The following is a 17697-nucleotide window of genomic DNA, read 5'->3' as shown; positions in this document are numbered from 1 at the left end:
GGTGAAGAGGAGAGCTTGAGTTTTGTCTGGGGCAAAATTCCGTGCATAGGCAGGTGCGAGCCACGAATCAAAGTACGGGTGAAAACCTGCAGCACACGCGGTGCGTGGCCTCCACGCCTTGCGCGGGTGGGCATGTAAAATTCGCAGCATGTACCGTGTCTTTGAGTCCTTAGATGAACTAGTCCAGCACTTGGAGGAAGCCCATAGCTTCCCCATGACCTCTAATTGCGTGGTGCCCCGCCACGAGATGCTTGCGCTTCTCGACGACCTGCGCAACGCCCTGCCCGTAGAAATAGATGACGCGCAGGATGTCTTGGATAAGCAAGATGAAATCTTGCACGGCGCCGAAGAGCGTGCGGATCAGACAATTAATGATGCCAATGCGCAGGCCGACGACATTGTTGGCCACGCCCGCGAAGAAGCAGATGCCACTGTTTCCCACGCGGAACAGCATGCTGCCAAGCTGGTGGCTGATGCTGAGGCTCGTGCCCAGTCCATGGTGGAACAGGCACGTGCGGAGGCAGACCGAACCATCGCCCAAGCTAATGACGAGTACGAGCGCTCCGTCGCTGAAGGCCGTGCCGAGCAGGAACGGTTGATTTCTGAATCGGAGGTTGTTCGCCGTGCCGATGAAGAAGCACACCGCATCGTGGAATCTGCGCATACCGAATCCAATCGTCTGCGCAGCGAATGCGATGAGTTTGTCGACGGTAAATTAGGTGAATTTGAAACCACTCTTAGTGGTCTTTTGCGCACCGTAAGTTCTGACCGCTCTGCCCTGCGCGGGGGTGCTGGAGTACGCTCCCGCGGCAGTGACTACCAAGCCTCAGGCCGTGCAGCCGGTGCGGCGGGTGGCACCCGCTACGCCGAGGGCGAGAACTACGAGCGCCGCTATAGCGAGCGCTAAAGCTTTTCAATCCTCATCCACTTTTGGAACTTACCGCTCGTTTGAGCCGAGTGGTGCTCCCAGTGGGTGGGAAGTAAAGCATCTTCCGAACTAGGCACGGCGAAAGGCCCTGTTCGGTGGGAAGGCGGTTTGTCGTACACCGTCTACCCACCCGACAGGGCCTTATGCTGTTTTATTCAAGCGGTGCAAAGTCAAGCTGCAGTGCGGGCGCGTGAACGTTTCGTAGGGATAGCCTTTCCTCCGGCATATGGAGAAGGTGTTACCTGCACTTGTAGGGGAGAGGCGAATCTATCTGCCCGAGAAGTGAGATGTTCAGGGGCGGCGGATTGAACCGCCATGCACGCGGCAATGATTGAAGTAACCAAGCCTGGAAAAAGAAAGCCAACCAGTGCGGTGACGAAATATGAGGTTAGAGACGTCAGCGGGCTGCCGTTGAAATTCTGGGGAAAGCAAAGGGCACACACGCTAAGCAGTGCGCCAGTGGAAAATAGCATCGTGCCCACCGAAATAACGGCGCTGGGAATGGTTTCTCGGGAGAACCAAGTAATTGCGCCTGCGCTAAGAGAAAAGATTAGTGCGCCGGTGAGAACAGAGAGGTCCATGCCAGCGGGGATTACCAAGACCGCGCCCGCTACTAAACCGGCAGCGGTGCTGCAGATGATGGCGGTCGTTAGGCGGATGCCGCTGGCACCATAGATCCCAGAACGGTCTGGTTTTGGGGTGGCGTGTATGAGCACGCCGGCAATAGTCAAAACCGCGGCTGGCAGGCAGCTAAATGTGGCAAATCCGAGGGCTATGCTGCGCAGATCCGTGGAGGCTAAAGCCAAGTGATATGTCATGCCTCTAGGCTAAAGCCGGATTTCACCGGAGAAAAGGCCCTTTCGTGAAGCCATATGCCCTTTTACCTTAAACCCCAGACTCTTGACAGAAACTCCGCCCGCGCGGGACGCTAGGCGGAGTTTGCGGGGCAAGGTAGACTACCTAGTGTTATGACATCACCATTGAAGTTCGATGTGGGCGAATTGTTAAATGCCCAAGGCGCTGACGCACTGCCGGAACAACGCACTCAGACCGGCCCCTCACCCGAGAGGATTGGCGTCGAGATGATCGCAATTCCGCAGGGCGAAGAGCTCACTGTGGAGGCTACTTTGACCCCGCTTGGTGCAGGTGTCTTGGTAGATGCCAACGTATCTGGACAGCTGACAGGGGAATGCTCCCGTTGCTTGAAGGAATTGCACCCTGATCTCAACCTGCACGTCACCCAGGTTTTCGCCGCTGATGAATCCTTTGTCTCCGGTGATGGCCCAGAAGACGGGGACGAAGGCTCGGGAGATGAAATCCCAGAGATCGAAGATGATGAGCTGGATTTGTTGCAAGCCGTGATCGATGAGGCTGGCCTTAGCCTTCCCTTTGCTCCGGTGTGTGAGGATGGCTGCGAAATAGATACACCTGAGGGCGTGACTACCGGTATTTCCGGCGAAAAAGAGGAAGACAAGGTCGACCCTCGTTGGGCTGGTTTGGAGAAGTTCCTATGAGCCGCAAGAAAAAACTAACTGGCGAAGAGGCGCTCGCCGCCGAATTTGGCGCGGTAGACCATACCCCACTGCTGGAATCGCTCGGTGTGAATTTGCAGCCAGAACACCTGCGCCTAGCTTTGACCCACCGTTCATTTGCCAATGAGAATGGCCACCTGCCCAATAATGAGCGCTTGGAATTTTTGGGCGATGCGGTACTAGGCCTTTCTGTTGCTTCGCAGCTCTATATCACCTATCCTTCTCGGCCCGAGTCGGATATTTCTAAAATGCGCGCATCGATCGTGTCGCGCTACGGCTTGTCCGATATAGCACGAGAGATTAACCTCGGCCCGCACATCTTGCTGGGCAAGGGTGAGCAATCCACCGGCGGGCGCGATAAAGATTCCATCCTTGCAGATACCACTGAGGCAATATTCGGTGCCATTTATCGCGAGCATGGTTTCGAAACTGCGCGTGACGTCATCTTGCGCCTGTTTGCAGAGAAGATTGAAAATGCCACCGTAAGCGGCCGCCACCTAGACTGGAAGACCACTTTGCAAGAGCTATGCGCGGAGCTTAAGGCACCGATGCCCGTCTACTCGGCTACCTCCACTGGCCCAGAACATGATCAGACGTTCAACGCAGTAGCTACCGTGGCTGGACTGACCGTGGGCAACGGAGTGGGTCACAATAAGAAATTGGCTGAGCAACAAGCAGCTCAAGAGGCTTGCCAAACCTTGCGGGAGACCCCACTTTTGGTGCAAGGCACTGCGCATAAAGAAGGCTAGCTATGCCGGAACTACCGGAAGTTGAATCCGTCCGGCGAGGCCTTGCTCCCCACGTGGTGGGGCGAGGTTTTGAGTCTGTAGACGTGCTGCACCCGCGTGCCAATCGTGGCCAAGATGAGCCGCTTTCCGGACTCCTAGTGGGCAAAGAGATTGCCGCGGTAGCTAGGCGCGGGAAATTCATGTGGTTGGAATTTGTCGGTGAAGACACAATGGATCCTCACCGCGACGTCCTTTTTATTCACTTAGGGATGTCAGGTCAGGTGCGGATAGGTGAAAGCGATTCGCCGCACCGCCGCATTACCGCCCGGTTAAGCGGTGGGGTGGAGCTTAACTTCGTCGATCAACGCACTTTTGGATATTGGCTCTTCGCACCGTGGTCAAAGATTTCTCATATTGGCATAGATCCACTCGAGCCAGATTTTGACATCGTAGCCACCGCACGGCGCTTGCGCGCAAAGAAAACCGCGGTTAAGACCGCGCTCTTGGATCAAACTTTGACCTCGGGAATTGGTAATATCTATGCCGATGAATCCCTGTGGGCAGCGCGGATACCACCCCGTAAAAGAGCATCGACCTTGCGGCAAAAAGATGCTGTGGCATTGTTGGAAGCGGCGCAAGAGGTCATGGCTGCTGCCCTAAAAGTGGGTGGAACGAGCTTTGACTCGCTGTATGTAAACGTCAACGGCGAATCGGGGTACTTTTCGCGGTCCTTGGCTGCCTATGGACGCGCTGGCCAGCCCTGCCGCAGGTGCGGGATGCTGCTAGAGCGCTACGTAATATCGGGACGCTCCACCCATTTCTGCCCCCAGTGCCAATAAGTTATGGCGCATGGGGTTCACGTTGTGAACCTTAAGGCAGTAAATTATTCTGCATGGATTTTCTTGAAAATGTCGTGACGACATTTAATGACGGCGTCTGGTCGTGGGTCTTGCCTTGGCTGCTAATCGCAGCGGGCCTTTTCTTCGGCATCCGTACTGCGTTGGTGCAGGTGCGCATGGTGCCGGATATGTTCCGCGCCGTCGTCGAGCGGCCCAAGGGGGAGGGCCGCGATGAGGATGAGGACTATGGCGGCATCTCTGCCTTTAAGGCGTTCACCATTTCCGCTGCCTCCCGCGTAGGTACCGGTAACGTTGCCGGCGTAGCCGTCGCAATTTCCGTGGGCGGCCCAGGCGCCGTCTTTTGGATGTGGCTGATTGCCATACTCGGCGGCGCTACTGCTTTCATCGAGTCCACCTTGGCGCAGCTATGGAAAGTCCGGGATGGTGATGGCTATCGAGGCGGTCCCGCCTATTACATGAAGCGAGGACTGGGATGGGGCCCATTGGGCGCACTATTCTCCATTGCCATTGCTTTTACCTTTGGATTGGTTTATAACGCCTTTCAAACCAACGCGATTGCAGATGCCGTATCCTTCTCCTTCGACCGAGATGACACCATGTTCCGGTCCATTATCGGTGTAGTCATCGCCGTAGTTGCTGGTCTTATCATCTTCGGCGGGGTAAACCGTATTGCCAATATCACCCAGATCATCGTGCCGTTTATGGCGGTGGCGTACCTGCTCATCGGCGGGTTTGTAGTCATCGCCAATTTTGACAAGGTGCCGGGAATGATCGGCGATATCGTCGCCCATGCCCTAGGAATTAAAGAGATCGCCGGTGCAGGGTTGGGCATGGCAATGATGAAGGGCATTCAGCGAGGCCTGTTCTCTAACGAGGCCGGCGAAGGTTCTGCCCCGAACGCGGCGGCTACCGCAGCGGTATCTCACCCCGTCAAGCAGGGCCTAGTCCAGACTCTCGGCGTGTACTTTGACACCTTGGTGGTCTGTACCATCACGGCCTTCATCATCTTGCTCGGACCAGAGATTGCCTATGGTGCTGAAGCAGAGGGTGTTTCCTTGACCCAGGCGGCCCTGTCCTCTGAGGTGGGCAATTGGGGCATCCACTTTGTCAGCTTTATCCTTTTCTTCTTGGCTTTTTCTTCCATCTTGGGCAACTACTATTTGGCGGAATCCAACCTCGAGTACCTCACCCAGAGCAAGATTGCACTGGTGGTATTCCGGCTCGTGGTGCTCTTTTTTGTCTGGTTCGGCGCGGTAGGTTCGTTGCCGTTGGTCTTCGCTCTGGCAGATACTGGTGCAGCGACAATGGTCATCCTTAATATCATTGCCATCGTCCCGCTTTCAGGTGTGGCGATTAAGCTACTTAAGAATTACAACGAGCAGCGCAGCCACGGCATCGATCCGGTATTCCACCGCGATATGATGCCGGAATTAAAAGGCGTGGAATGTTGGGACGGCTCGGATCCAGTCACTCGCCGCAGCGAAGAGGATCGCCGCGTTTTGCGCGAAAAGGGCCATCACGATAAGTACTAGGAGCTAGGGAGGCTGCAGGGCTATGGAAAGAATGACAGCATTTGTCCACGGACACGTCCAAGGCGTGGGGTTTCGCTGGTGGACACGCTCGCGAGCGCTAGAGTTCGGCCTGAGTGGTCATGCCACCAACCTTGCCGATGGCCGAGTCCAAGTTGTGGCTGAAGGACCCCAAGAAAAGTGCGAGGAATTATTGGCCCTTTTGAAAGAACAGCCTAGTACCACCCGCCGCCCTGGAGCCGTTGATTTAGTAGTTGAGCAGTGGGCTGCCCCCAAAGGTGAGACAGGCTTTGTTGAGCGTTAGCACCTAGCCCGTGCCCGCCGAAGCTTCCCATTAGACTCGGCTGGGCAGCTGCGCTCAAGGCTTGCTAAAATAACCCAAATGCACCTGAAATCGCTGACGCTGAAAGGCTTCAAATCATTCGCGTCGGCGACGTCTCTCAAATTCGAGCCGGGTATTTGCGCCGTCGTTGGTCCGAATGGCTCGGGTAAGTCCAATGTAGTGGACGCACTGGCCTGGGTCATGGGTGAGGGCAGCGCGAAGACCCTGCGTGGCGGCAAGATGCAAGATGTTATTTTTGCCGGCGCGGGCGACCGCAAAGCCTTGGGTCGAGCTGAGGTCACCCTGACCATTGATAATGCGGATGGTGCGCTGCCGATTGAATATTCGGAAGTGTCGGTCACCCGCCGGATGTTCCGCGATGGTGCCAGCGAATACGAAATTAACGGCTCCAAGGCGCGCCTGATGGATATCCAGGAGCTGCTCTCTGATTCGGGCATTGGCCGTGAGATGCACATTATCGTTGGCCAGGGCAAACTATCTGAAATCCTAGAATCCAGGCCCGAGGATCGGCGTTCCTATATTGAAGAGGCTGCCGGTGTGCTCAAGCACCGACGCCGTAAGGAAAAGGCTCAGCGCAAGCTCACCGGCATGCAGGCCAATCTGGATCGCCTGCAGGACCTCACTGATGAGCTGGGAAAACAGCTCAAGCCGCTGGCGCGCCAGGCCGAGGCCGCACAACGTGCCGCCACCGTGCAGGCTGACCTGCGCGATGCCCGCCTGCGGTTGGCCGGCGATAGGGTAATGCGCCTGCGGCAGAAGTTTCAAGAGGCGGAGCGCGCGGCCGAGGTTCTCGCCGAGCAAGTCGAAGAAGTAACCGCGCAGCTGGAGGAAGCCACGGGGTCCCAATTAGAGGTTGAGACCCAGCTCGAGGAGGTCAGCCCCAAGGCGGATGCCGCCCAAAAGCTCTGGTTCGATCTATCTACGCTCTCGGAGCGCATTTCGGCCACGCAGCGCATTGCCGAAGAGCGCGCGGCCAATGCCGGGGCACAGGTTGCCTACTCTGGCCAAGATCCGGAGGACCTCGAAGCACGGGCCGCCCGCGCAGACGAAGAACATGCGGAGCTTCTCACCGCGGCGGAGGAAGCTGCGGAACGACTCGAGGCGATCCGGGAAGAGGTAGCAGAGCGTCGCGAGGCTTTCGAGGCAGCCGAGCGCGAGCACATGGCGCAGTTGCGCGCAATTGCAGATCGGCGCGAAGGCGTGGTCCGCCTGATTGCCGCGGAAGAGAAGGCAGCTGGCCAGGTTACTTCGGCAGAGGAAGAGCTGGCTCGCCAGGAAGAAACCTTGGTTTCTACAAAGAAACGCACTCAATCCGCCCAGGCGGAAGCCGATGAGGCAGCAAATAAGCTGCACTCTTTGGCCAGCGAGCGCGAGCCGCTCGAAGAGGCCCATGTGCGCGCGGCCAGCGAGTCAGGCGCTGCCGATAAGCGCTTGGAGCAGCTGCGCGATGAGCAACGTGAGCGTGAGCGCGCCGTGTACACCTTGCGCTCCCGCATCGATACCTTGGCCCAGACAGTGCCGGAAAAGATCGATGTGGGCGAGCAATTCCAGCCGCTGGCTGAATTTATTACCACCAAGTACGACACCGCGGTTGCAGCCGCGTTGGGCACTTTTGCGGAAGCCCAGGCCGGTGAGATCTCGACGCAACTTATTGCGGACTTGGAAAAAGGTACGCGCTCAGCGCTTATCGACGTCTCGGCGGCCGCCCCCGCCACATCGTGGCGCGTGGATGCGACCCTGCCGTCTGGCGCTTCGTGGTTGCTCGACCATATTGCCGTAGTTCCGGAGGTTTCCGCCGCGCTGCACCGCCTACTTGCGGACGTAGTGCTTGTCTCAGATTTCGCGGCAGCAAAAAAGTTAGTAGCAGAAGACCCCCGCCTGCGCGCGGTCACCGAATCCGGTGTAGTGCTGGGTGAAGGATGGGTAGAAGTGGGTACCGGTTCCTCATCTACCGTTGAGGTCACCGCCCGCATCGCCGAGGCGGAAGAGCAACTGGAATCTGCCACGCAGGAGCTCGAAGAACTATCGGGCACGCTGGAGGGAGCAAAAATTGCTGCCGAAGATGCCCGCGTGGCCGCCGCTTCGGCGAAGGCCGCCCTGCGGGAGCACGATACCGAGGTGGATGCGTGGAAGCGTGATCATCAACGCCTGCTCAAGCAGTACGAGGCTAATAAGAACGAGCATGAAAAGGCCGCGGCGCGGGCAACCGAGATTGAAGTTAAGCTTACCGAGGCGCGCAAGCAGCTTGCCGACGCCCGCGATAGGCTTGCCCGCGTCGATGCGGACGAGCAGCCAGATGAGCCGTCTTCGGCGGAACGCGACGAAGCCTCGGCAGCACTAGAGCAGGTCAAATCGATGGAAATGGAGGCGCAGGTTGCCGCCCGCTCTGCCCAAGATCACGTGGGTCAGGTAGCAGGGAAAGGCGAGGCGTTGCGTCGACAAGCGCAGCATGAACGCCAAGCCAAGACCCGCCATGAGCAGGCTATGGCGCGGCGCAAAGCCCAGGGAGAATTGGCCGGCGCGGTGGCCAAGCATTCGCGTGATTTAGCCGCACGCGCCACGCAGTTGCTAGAGCGCGCGACCGCTGAGCGTGATGACTACTTTGCGCAACGCACCTCCTTGAACACGCACCTGCAGCAAGCAAAGCAACAGGTCTCGGCAGCACGGCAGCAGTTGGACCGGCTGACCAACCGCGCCCATGATTCTGAAATCGCTCGCTCCCAGGCACAGGTGCGTGTGGATGAAGCAGAAGCCAAGATCGTAGAGCAGCTGGGCATTGCCATCTCGGACTTGTTGCAGGACTACACCCCAGGTGAGGACTTCGACCGAGGCGCCGAGACTGCGCGCCTAAAGCAAGCGGAAAAGGATCTGAATTCTCTAGGCAAGGTCAATCCTCTGGCGTTGGAAGAATATAAGGCTTTAGAAGAGCGCTATTCCTTCCTGTCCACCCAGCTGGAGGACGTCATTCAAGCCCGTAAGGACCTTACCGGCGTTATTGAAGACGTCGATGCACAGATTCTGCAGCTTTTTACCGATGCCTGGCACGACGTCGAAGCGGAGTTCCCCAAGGTCTTTCAAACTCTTTTCCCCGGTGGCGAAGGTCGGCTCGTTCTCACCGAACCGGAAGACATGCTCACTACCGGTATCGAAGTAGAAGCCCGCCCACCCGGCAAGAAGGTCAAGCGCCTGTCCTTGCTTTCTGGCGGAGAAAAGTCCCTAACTGCGCTCGCGATGTTGGTTGCTATCTTCCGCGCTCGCCCCAGCCCGTTCTATGTCATGGATGAGGTTGAGGCTGCGCTTGATGATGTCAACCTGCGCCGTCTCATCGCCCTCTTTGAGGAGTTGCGAAAGGATTCGCAGCTTATTGTCATCACGCACCAAAAGCCGACCATGGATGTGGCCAATGTCCTCTATGGCGTGACCATGCGCGGAGATGGCGTAACCCGTGTGATTTCGCAGCGCATGAATCCTGCCGGCAGCGCTCCTGGAACGGAGCAAGCCAGCGAGGATGCTACTCGCCTGGGTGTGGATGCTCCCCGCAGCGACGATTCGGGGGAGCAGTAGAGGTCGTCGCCTGCCGGCACAACCTCTTCCGCGTTAGGAGGGGGTTGGCGTGCCGCGAGCCAGCAAGACTGGCACTATAGAGGCATGAATTCTTTATGGTTATGGATCGGCATTGCAATTGTCGTCATTGTGCTGATTATTCTTCTCGTAGTAATTGGCAAGAAGCGTGGCGACGCCAAGAAGGTGTCCTTTGATAAGCCCGCTGAGGAAGAACCGAAGCAGCTGACCCAGGAGCAAAAGTCCGGCAACTATCAGGCTAAGTCCGGCTTTAACTTCGCTCCTGCTGGTGGTGCTAAGGAAGCGCAGAAAACCCCGGTTCAGGCGGACAAGCCCGCTACACACAAGCCAGCTGCGGAAGAGCCAGGTCAGGCCCAGCAGGCAGCTAAGACAGAACCGAATGCAACCGACATTGCCAACGAGCAGCTCAACGGCAAGACCCCACAGTCAAAGGCTAAGCCGCAGGCGCAGGCGGACCAACCTGCGGTAGAGCAACTAGAGGATAAGTCGGCATCACAGCAGGCGAAGCCAGCAGAGACCGGCAAGCCGGCAGAGACCAGTAAGCAGGCTGAAACAAAGAAGCCAGCGGAGGTAAACAGGCAGCCGGCAGAATCTACTCCGGATAAATCCGAAAAGACCCCGTCTACCGGTACTGGAGCTGCCGCAGCGGCAACGGCTGCTGGCGCGGCAGGGGTAGCGGGTACGGCAGCTGCGGCGTCGGAAAGTAAAGAAGCACCCGCGGACCGTGCCGCAGAATCGGCTGAACAGCCAGAGGCTGCGCCCGAGGTAGAAGAGCCGGAAGCACAACAGGTCGATAAAGCTGCGAAGGATTCTCCGGAAGCTGCTGAAAAGGTAGAGGATCCAGAAGGCGTTGTTTCTGTGGAAAATGCCGAAGTAGAAGATAAGTCCCCAGTCTTCGACGAGGTTGTTGAAGACAAGGATGCGGAAGAAATCGAAGAGCGCGTCGACGACCGCGAGGAGGCCGAGGAAGCCGCAGCTGCAGCCGAGGCACAAACCGGTGCGGCTGAAGCAGCCAAGGAACAAACCGAGGTTCCACAGGAGGAACCTGCCCCAGCACCAGAGCCACAGGATGATATTGCCCCCGCCGGTGGGCGCCTTGGCCGTTTGCGTGGGCGCCTTTCGCGCTCGCAAAATGCCATCGGCCAAGGGCTTATGGGAATTCTGTCCGCAGGCGATCTGGATGAAGATGCCTGGGAGGAAGTCGAAGATACGCTCATCATGGCGGATCTGGGCACCAAGTCCACCATGAAGGTGACTGATTCTCTGCGTGAAAAGATTGCTGAGCGCGGCGTTTCCAGCGAGGATGAGGCTCGTGCGATGCTGCGCGAATGCCTCATCGAGGCAGGCCACCCAGAGATGGACCGTTCCATCAAGGCCATGCCGAATGAGGGCAAGCCAGCCATCGTTATGGTCGTCGGAGTAAACGGTACCGGCAAAACCACAACCACCGGTAAGCTTGCTCGCGTGCTTGTAGCCATGGGCCACAAGGTGCTTTTGGGTGCGGCCGATACTTTCCGTGCTGCGGCCGCCGACCAGCTTGAGACCTGGGGCCGTCGCGTTGGCGCCGATACCGTGCGCGGCAAGGAAGGCGCCGACCCAGCATCGGTAGCCTTCGATGCGGTAGCAACCGGTGTAGAACAACAAGTAGATGTGGTCTTGGTCGATACTGCAGGCCGCCTACACACCTCCACGGACTTGATGGATCAGCTGGGCAAGGTCAAGCGCGTGGTGGAAAAGAAGACCGATGTGGACGAGGTTCTGCTGGTACTGGATGCCACGGTGGGCCAAAACGGCCTCACCCAGGCACGAATCTTCCGCGAAGTAGTAGATATCACCGGTGTGGTACTGACTAAACTGGATGGTACTGCAAAGGGCGGAATCGTATTCCAGGTACAAGAGGAATTGGGCGTTCCGGTCAAGCTCGTGGGCTTGGGCGAGGGCGCCGATGATCTCGCACCATTTGAGGTGGAAGGCTTCGTCGACGCTCTCTTGGGCGAGAAGTAACCGCCATCTTCAAAACTCCCTCCTGCATATCGGGTGGCACGGGCGTGCGCCACGGTGTGCTGGGGGAGTTCTTTGCTTTCATAGCCGAGTTGAAGCATGCAGCAGTCTCGCGAATTCTTTTCGCCTTCTTCGCTTTGCGGCTTCGCAAACTATGCGAAAGCGGCGAGGTAGTTGAGGCGGGAGAAAGTCCTGCTGAGCGCCTGTGGATTTTCTGACTGTAAGCGTAATTGTGGCGGTTGTGCTCGCTTTTTATGAAACGGAAGGAATTGCTGCAATGTGGTTCGGCCTTGGCGGGAGTGGTAGCCTGAAAGGGCTGTATTTAATGCGAAATTCGCATTAAACCTAGACCAAGGTTCGTGAGGCAAGTATTCCGTGACGCTACTTTATGCAGTCCTCCTCGCGGCGCTGGCAGTGATCTTGGCACCAGTAACCGTGAAGGTTATTGACCGAAAGGCAGGCTATCCACTAGCTGGCCTTTTTCTTATTGCGGCGGTCCTTATTGCCAAGGAATTTCCTGCCATTGCAGCCGGGGAAGAATTAAGTTTCCACGCCACTTGGGTGCGCGATTTCATCGCACCGGGCGTCGACGTAAGTTTTGCTCTCCGCGGGGACGCGTTGAGTATCTTTTTCGCCATGCTGGCGCTGGTCATCGGTGCCGTCGTCTTTACATATTCGGCAGCCTACCTGCCCAAGAATGACGGTAACACCAGCTTCTATACCCTGATGACAGCCTTTACGCTGTCCATTTTGTTGCTGGTTCTGGCCAATGACGTTGTGGTTTTGTTCCTTGCCTGGGAGCTTGTCTCCTTGGCCTCCTTTATGCTGATCGCGCGATCCGGTTCGGGAGGCGAAGCGGGCTCGCAGCGTACGTTGATTCTGACCTTCATCGGCGGATTGACTCTGCTGACTGCTTTGGGCATAGCTGCGACGGTGACCGGCTCGACTAACGTATCTGCTATCTTGGCCTCCCCAGTATGGACGGAACGCCCAGGGGTAACGGCGGCCGTAGCCGTTTTGATCGCCGCGTCTGCCTTTACTAAGTCGGCGCAGTTCCCATTCCACTTCTGGCTACCTGAGGCTATGGCCGCCGCGACCCCGGTCTCGGCTTTTCTTCACGCAGCGGCAGTGGTCAAGGCAGGTGTGTACCTGCTGATTCGTTTCTCCGCCATTTTCCACGATGTGGCGGTGTGGAATTGGTTGCTCATCGTCGTAGGCATGGGTACCGCGGTTATGTCCGCGGTATTTGCAGTACAAAAGACGGACCTGAAGAAGCTAACGGCATATTCCACCGTCTCCCATCTGGGTTGGATTGTTGCCACAATTGGTGTGGGTACGCCGTTCGCTATCGCCGCGGCTCTGGTCCACACTTTGGCGCACGCACTATTTAAGTCCTCGTTGTTTATGCTTATTGGCGTCATCGACCACGAAGCCGGTTCGCGTGATATTCGCCGCCTTGGACCACTGTGGAATAAGATGCCGTGGACATTTGGCTCAGTAATAATCGGTGCCGCCTCGATGGCTGCGGTGCCGCCGCTTTTGGGCTTTGTATCCAAGGAAGGGATGCTCACTGCGTTTGAAGACGCCCCGATAGGCGGCGCTGGTCAGGTCATTCTGCTTATTGTGGCAGGCATTGGTGCCTTCTTTACCTTTACCTACTCTGCAAAGATTGTGTTCGGTGCGTTCTTTGACGGCCCTCGCGATATGGGACATGTTCATGAAGCCCCGGTTTCCCTGTGGTTACCGGCCGCGCTTCCAGGATTTATGTCCTTGCCATTGGTATTCGTACTTGGGCTCTTTGACGAGCCGGTCGACCGTGCAGTGGCGGCTGTCGGCATGGATCACCACTCGCACCTTGCGCTGTGGCATGGTTTCACAATTCCTTTTGCTATCTCGTTGGTGGTCCTCATCGCCGGTATCGCCGGCGTTTTTGCCCGCAAGAAGATGTGGGCAAGCTTTGAGGACACCAAATTCATGCCGCGAAGCGGCAATGAGCTACTGCACTCCCTCCAAGTAGGCTGTACCCAACTGGGACGAGTTTTGGGCAAGATGTCCGACTCGCATAATCCGTCCCGTCACATGCTGCCAATCGTCATCTTGATCATCGTGCTGGCCGCGACCACCCTCATCCGCGATGGCGTGGATGGGGTGGCGTTGCAGCCGCGTGTGGATGGCTTGGATAACCCGTGGGACCTGTTGCCACTGGGCATTATCGGGCTGGCGATGTTTGGTTTAGTACGTACCCAAAATCGCCTGACCGGAGCCATCATGATCGGCATTGCCGGTTCCGGCGTAACCCTGCAGATGTTCCTGCTAGGTGCGCCGGACGTGGCGCTGACCCAGTTTATGGTGGAAGCCCTATCCGTCATCGTCATGATGATGGTGCTGCGCTACTTGCCGGAAACCTTCCAGCCAGTAAAGAATAAGTCCCGCAAGACGGGCTCTATTGTCATTGCAGTCTTGGCCGGTGTGGCGGCTTTCTTGGGTGTGTGGGGTCTCATGGGCCGTCACGAACGTTCTGACTTGGCCATGTGGTACCTCGACAACGCTCCGGACATCACGGGTGGCGATAACGTCGTCGCTACCATCATCGTGGAATTCCGTGCTCTCGATACCCTGGGTGAGCTTTCCGTGCTGGGCATGGCAGCGGTGGTTATTGCGGCCATTACCACGACGCTGCCGCGCTTCCCGTTCAAGTCGGGCACTCGCCCCGCGCCGTTCGGCCAGTCGCAGTTGAACTCCGTGCCTCTGCGCAAGGGCGTGCACGTCGTTATTCCACTGCTGGTAATTATGTCCGTCATTGTTTTCTTCCGCGGGCACAATGCCTCCGGCGGTGGCTTCCCTGCAGCGTTGATCATGGGTGCCGCTATCGGTCTGATCTACTTGTCTCGCGGATCCGATGAAATCGTCTTCGGCCGCATGACCCCGATTCATCTCACGGGTATTGGCATCATCACCGCCTTGATTGCAGGTTTCGTGGGCTACTTGCACTACGGCATTGGAAATGGTGGCTTCTTGGCTGCTATCCATGCTGAGGCCTTTGGCCAGCACTGGACTACTTCGCTCATCTTCGACTTGGGCATTTACCTTGCGGTGCTGGGCATGCTTACCATGGCGATTAATGCTTTGGGTGGTTACCTGCGCCCGGGTACGGAACGCGACTTCCTGCCGTGGGTCCACGATGATGATTCGGCGTTGCCAACAACACCGCGCATTTCGCTCGAGGATGTCGATGATCCATATCCGGACCCAATTAACCCCTCGACTGATCCGTTGGCCTTGTTGACTCCTTCGGAGGCGAAGACGAAGAGGAAGAGCAAGCGGTCCGCAGCTAATCGGGGAGGAGAGAAGTAATGATCCTTGCATTGACTATTGCAATACTCATAGGCAGTGCTGTCTACCTCATCCAACAGCGCGGATTGGTACGCATTGTTTTGGGAATGATGGCTTTTGGCCACGGTGCCAATCTGATGCTGTTGGCTACGGGCGTGTATTCCTACCGCGGCGAGTCCTTCCCCTCCCAGGTTCCGCACGACCAGATGGCAGACCCGCTGCCACAGGCCTTCGTGCTGACCGCGGTGGTTATTTCCATGGCTACTTCGACCATCTTGTTAACGATGGCAGCAATGGGCAAAAACGATGACACCGATGTGGTGGAGCCAGTTGATGACAACACCATCGACCACGCTTTTTCGACATTGGGCCGAGATGCTCAAAATCGCCAGATTTTGGAGGATTCTAATAATCAGCTTGACCGTATCGGCCAAGTCGACCATGACACTCCCGTCGCAGAGCGCGGGGCTATTAATAAGAAGGAGGATGACAAATAATGGCTGATACTGTAGCTCAACTCCTTCCGCTTTTCCCAGCTGTCCCGCTGATCGCAGCAGCGTTTGCGTTGTTGGCCCCGTGGCGTGTGGTACGCGATTCCATCATGCTGGTAATTCCGGGAATTGGAATTTTTGCGGGCCTAGGTCTGCTGGTCTACACCATGAATAATGGGGTAGTAGCTCATACCGTGGGCCTCTACCAAGGTAACGTGGGTATTCCATTCGCGGCGGACGCTTTCTCCGCACTGATGATCATTACGACGATGATCGTCGCATTTGGTGCCAATTGGTTCGCCATCGCGGGCGGTGAAACGAAATCCCGCTATTACCCGTCCCTCACCTTAATTTTGATTACCGGTGTGTGCGGTGCATTGCTAACTGCGGACCTCTTTAACTTCTTCGTATTTATTGAGGTCATGTTGCTGCCTTCCTATGGCCTCATTACCATGTCCGGTACTTGGTCTCGCTTGGCGGCCGGCCGTGCCTTTGTCTTGGTGAATCTTTTCGCCTCCACCCTGCTGGTAGTAGGCGTGGGCTATATCTACTCGGTCACGGGTGCAGTTAATCTTGCTGCGTTGAAGGGCGCTGCGGCCGGCAATGGGCCGGTGACCGTAGCTGCCGGTTTGATTCTTATCGCGATTACCGCCAAGGCCGGTGTATTCCCCGTGCAGTCTTGGCTACCGCGAACTTACCCGGGTACTTCCGCAGCGGTAATGGGCTTGTTCTCCGGCTTGCACACCAAAGTGGCCGTTTACATGCTCTATCGCCTTTATGTGCAGCTTTTCGATATGGACCAACGCTGGAATGTGTTGATCATCGTCATCATGGTTATTTCCATGATGATCGGCGCCTTCGGTGGTCTGGCGGAAAACTCCATTCGCCGTGTTCTGGGTTATCAAATGCTCAACGGTATGCCATTCATCCTGGTCATGCTGGCATTTACTTCTGATGACCCGCGCCGCGCACTGGCGGCGGGCATCATGTACACCATTCACCATATGCTGACCGTCGGTTCGCTAATTCTGGCCTCTGGCGCCATCGAGGAAACCTACGGTACCGGGGTGCTCAGCAAGCTCTCGGGCCTCGCCCGCCGCGATCCCATCATCGCGTGGATTTTCGCAGCTGGTGCATTCTCGGTCGTCGGCTTCCCTCCGTTCTCCGGTATGTGGGGCAAGCTAATGATCGTCTTTGAGGTTGCCCGCGTGGGCGGCGCTTGGGCGTGGATTGCCATTGCGGCCATTATTATCGCTTCCTTCGCTGCTTTCTTGGCCATGTTGCGCGTATGGCGCGAGGTCTTTTGGGGCAAGGATCTACCGAGAGAAAAGGTTCCCGATGAACTGGTTATTCGCAAGAAACTCATGGCTCCGTCCGCGGCGCTTATCCTTGGATCGTTGTGCATGTTCATCTTCTCTGGACTCGTTCTCGATGTGGTGGATAGCGCCTCTGAGCAGCTCTTGGATACCAGCGCTTATACTGAAGCCGTCTTGGGGGATGAGCCGATTGCCGTTCCCAATATTGATGAAATTCAGGAGGGCCGTTAAATGAACGCAGTCATGTATGCATTGTGGCTCATCAAGGAGATCTTCGTTGCCGGAATTAGCTTGGCGCTGGCGGCCTTCAAACCAGATAACGACTACCATCCTGTGATTATTCGCTATCCACTGCGGGTGACCAGCGCGTGGGAAATCTTCTGGTTTACCTCTTCCATTACTGCGACGCCAGGTACCTTATCGCTGGGGTTGCGCGAGCCGCCCCGGAAGGGGCTGCCACGCATCGTGCTGGTTCAGGCGGTGCAGGGGTCCGATCCGGCAGGCATTGTGGCGGACTTGGCAGATATGGAACAACGCCTCGCCCCGCGGGTTAAGGACATCGATTATGGCGTCCCTGGCCAAGGGGAGACCGAGGAGTTGGATGAGGCTTTCTACGAGTATCCGCTCGAATCCTTAGGACGTTATATGCGCTCGCCGGATTTGGCGCGGGCTGAGGATACGCCGCTTTCGGAGAACGAGGCGGACGTCGAAAAGCCTAAGCGCCTTGCCCGCAACGTACAACGCAGAAAGGAGACCGAGCGATGATTGATTTTGCAACGCTATCCCCGTTCGGTTGGGTCGTATTTATATGCGTATTCATCATGGGCATCGCCACTTGGTGTGGTGTGCTGCTGGCCCTGCGCACGCGCGACGAGCTCACTCGTGCTATCACTTCGGATATCGTTTTCTACGGAATGATAAGCATGTACTTGGCGTGGTCCATGACCAATAATGCACCGATGGCTTATTATATTGCTCTCCTCGGTGCCATTGCGGCGGGTGTGCTGCCCACGCTATCTATGGCCCGCATTATTTCGAAGGGCAGGCGATAAGC

General features: G+C 56.9%; 14 protein-coding genes. 13 read left to right on the top strand and 1 reads right to left on the bottom strand.

The window, feature by feature from the left end:
* Positions 1–148: 148 nt before the first annotated feature.
* Entirely contained in the window at positions 149–907 is a 759-nt protein-coding gene (locus tag L8V01_RS01920; RefSeq protein ID WP_269945473.1) for a DivIVA domain-containing protein, read from the top strand.
* Positions 908–1098: 191 nt separating this feature from the next.
* Here L8V01_RS01920 and L8V01_RS01915 read toward each other — a convergent pair whose 3' ends face one another.
* The gene (locus L8V01_RS01915; protein ID WP_269945472.1) at positions 1099–1746 is read right to left on the bottom strand and encodes a hypothetical protein; all 648 of its coding nucleotides are present in this window, start codon (positions 1744–1746) and stop codon (positions 1099–1101) included.
* Positions 1747–1896: 150 nt separating this feature from the next.
* Here L8V01_RS01915 and L8V01_RS01910 point away from each other — a divergent pair, with 150 nt between their 5' ends.
* The 12 genes from L8V01_RS01910 to L8V01_RS01855 all read left to right on the top strand — a co-directional run bounded on the left by L8V01_RS01910 (position 1897) and on the right by L8V01_RS01855 (position 17695).
* Positions 1897–2442, top strand: a complete 546-nt coding sequence (locus L8V01_RS01910; RefSeq protein WP_269945471.1) for a YceD family protein — start codon at positions 1897–1899, stop codon at positions 2440–2442.
* Positions 2439–3209 carry a ribonuclease III gene (rnc, locus tag L8V01_RS01905; protein WP_269945470.1) on the top strand — a complete coding sequence of 257 codons (771 nt, stop codon included), beginning with the start codon at positions 2439–2441 and terminating at the stop codon, positions 3207–3209. The genes L8V01_RS01910 and rnc overlap by 4 nt, the downstream gene beginning before the upstream one ends.
* Before the next feature lie 2 nt (positions 3210–3211).
* The gene (gene mutM, locus L8V01_RS01900) at positions 3212–4027 is read left to right on the top strand and encodes a bifunctional DNA-formamidopyrimidine glycosylase/DNA-(apurinic or apyrimidinic site) lyase (protein WP_269945469.1); all 816 of its coding nucleotides are present in this window, start codon (positions 3212–3214) and stop codon (positions 4025–4027) included.
* Between the two features lie 53 nt (positions 4028–4080).
* Entirely contained in the window at positions 4081–5580 is a 1500-nt protein-coding gene (locus tag L8V01_RS01895) for an alanine/glycine:cation symporter family protein (protein WP_269945468.1), read from the top strand.
* Between the two features lie 22 nt (positions 5581–5602).
* Positions 5603–5881, top strand: coding sequence for an acylphosphatase (locus L8V01_RS01890; protein ID WP_269945467.1), 279 nt, complete (start codon positions 5603–5605; stop codon positions 5879–5881).
* Between the two features lie 78 nt (positions 5882–5959).
* The gene (smc, locus tag L8V01_RS01885; RefSeq protein ID WP_269945466.1) at positions 5960–9484 is read left to right on the top strand and encodes a chromosome segregation protein SMC; all 3525 of its coding nucleotides are present in this window, start codon (positions 5960–5962) and stop codon (positions 9482–9484) included.
* An 84-nt stretch (positions 9485–9568) separates the two neighbouring features.
* Positions 9569–11506, top strand: a complete 1938-nt coding sequence (gene ftsY, locus L8V01_RS01880) for a signal recognition particle-docking protein FtsY (protein ID WP_269945465.1) — start codon at positions 9569–9571, stop codon at positions 11504–11506.
* A 372-nt stretch (positions 11507–11878) separates the two neighbouring features.
* Positions 11879–14857, top strand: coding sequence for a DUF4040 family protein (locus L8V01_RS01875; RefSeq protein ID WP_269945464.1), 2979 nt, complete (start codon positions 11879–11881; stop codon positions 14855–14857).
* Positions 14857–15333, top strand: coding sequence for a sodium:proton antiporter (locus tag L8V01_RS01870; RefSeq protein ID WP_269945463.1), 477 nt, complete (start codon positions 14857–14859; stop codon positions 15331–15333). Before L8V01_RS01875 ends, L8V01_RS01870 begins: the two co-directional genes overlap by 1 nt.
* A complete protein-coding gene (locus tag L8V01_RS01865) occupies positions 15333–16874 on the top strand; it encodes a monovalent cation/H+ antiporter subunit D family protein (RefSeq protein WP_269945462.1) in 1542 nt (513 codons plus the stop codon). Before L8V01_RS01870 ends, L8V01_RS01865 begins: the two co-directional genes overlap by 1 nt.
* Positions 16875–17408 carry a monovalent cation/H+ antiporter subunit E gene (locus L8V01_RS01860; protein WP_269945461.1) on the top strand — a complete coding sequence of 178 codons (534 nt, stop codon included), beginning with the start codon at positions 16875–16877 and terminating at the stop codon, positions 17406–17408.
* Positions 17405–17695 carry a cation:proton antiporter gene (locus L8V01_RS01855; protein ID WP_269945460.1) on the top strand — a complete coding sequence of 97 codons (291 nt, stop codon included), beginning with the start codon at positions 17405–17407 and terminating at the stop codon, positions 17693–17695. Before L8V01_RS01860 ends, L8V01_RS01855 begins: the two co-directional genes overlap by 4 nt.
* Positions 17696–17697: the final 2 nt, after the last annotated feature.

It is taken from the genome of Corynebacterium curieae (assembly GCF_027570035.1).
In the GTDB taxonomy this organism is placed as follows: Bacteria; Actinomycetota; Actinomycetes; order Mycobacteriales; family Mycobacteriaceae; genus Corynebacterium; species Corynebacterium curieae.
Note: the sequence above shows the minus strand (reverse complement) of the source record. Positions and strands in the feature narration are given on the sequence as shown.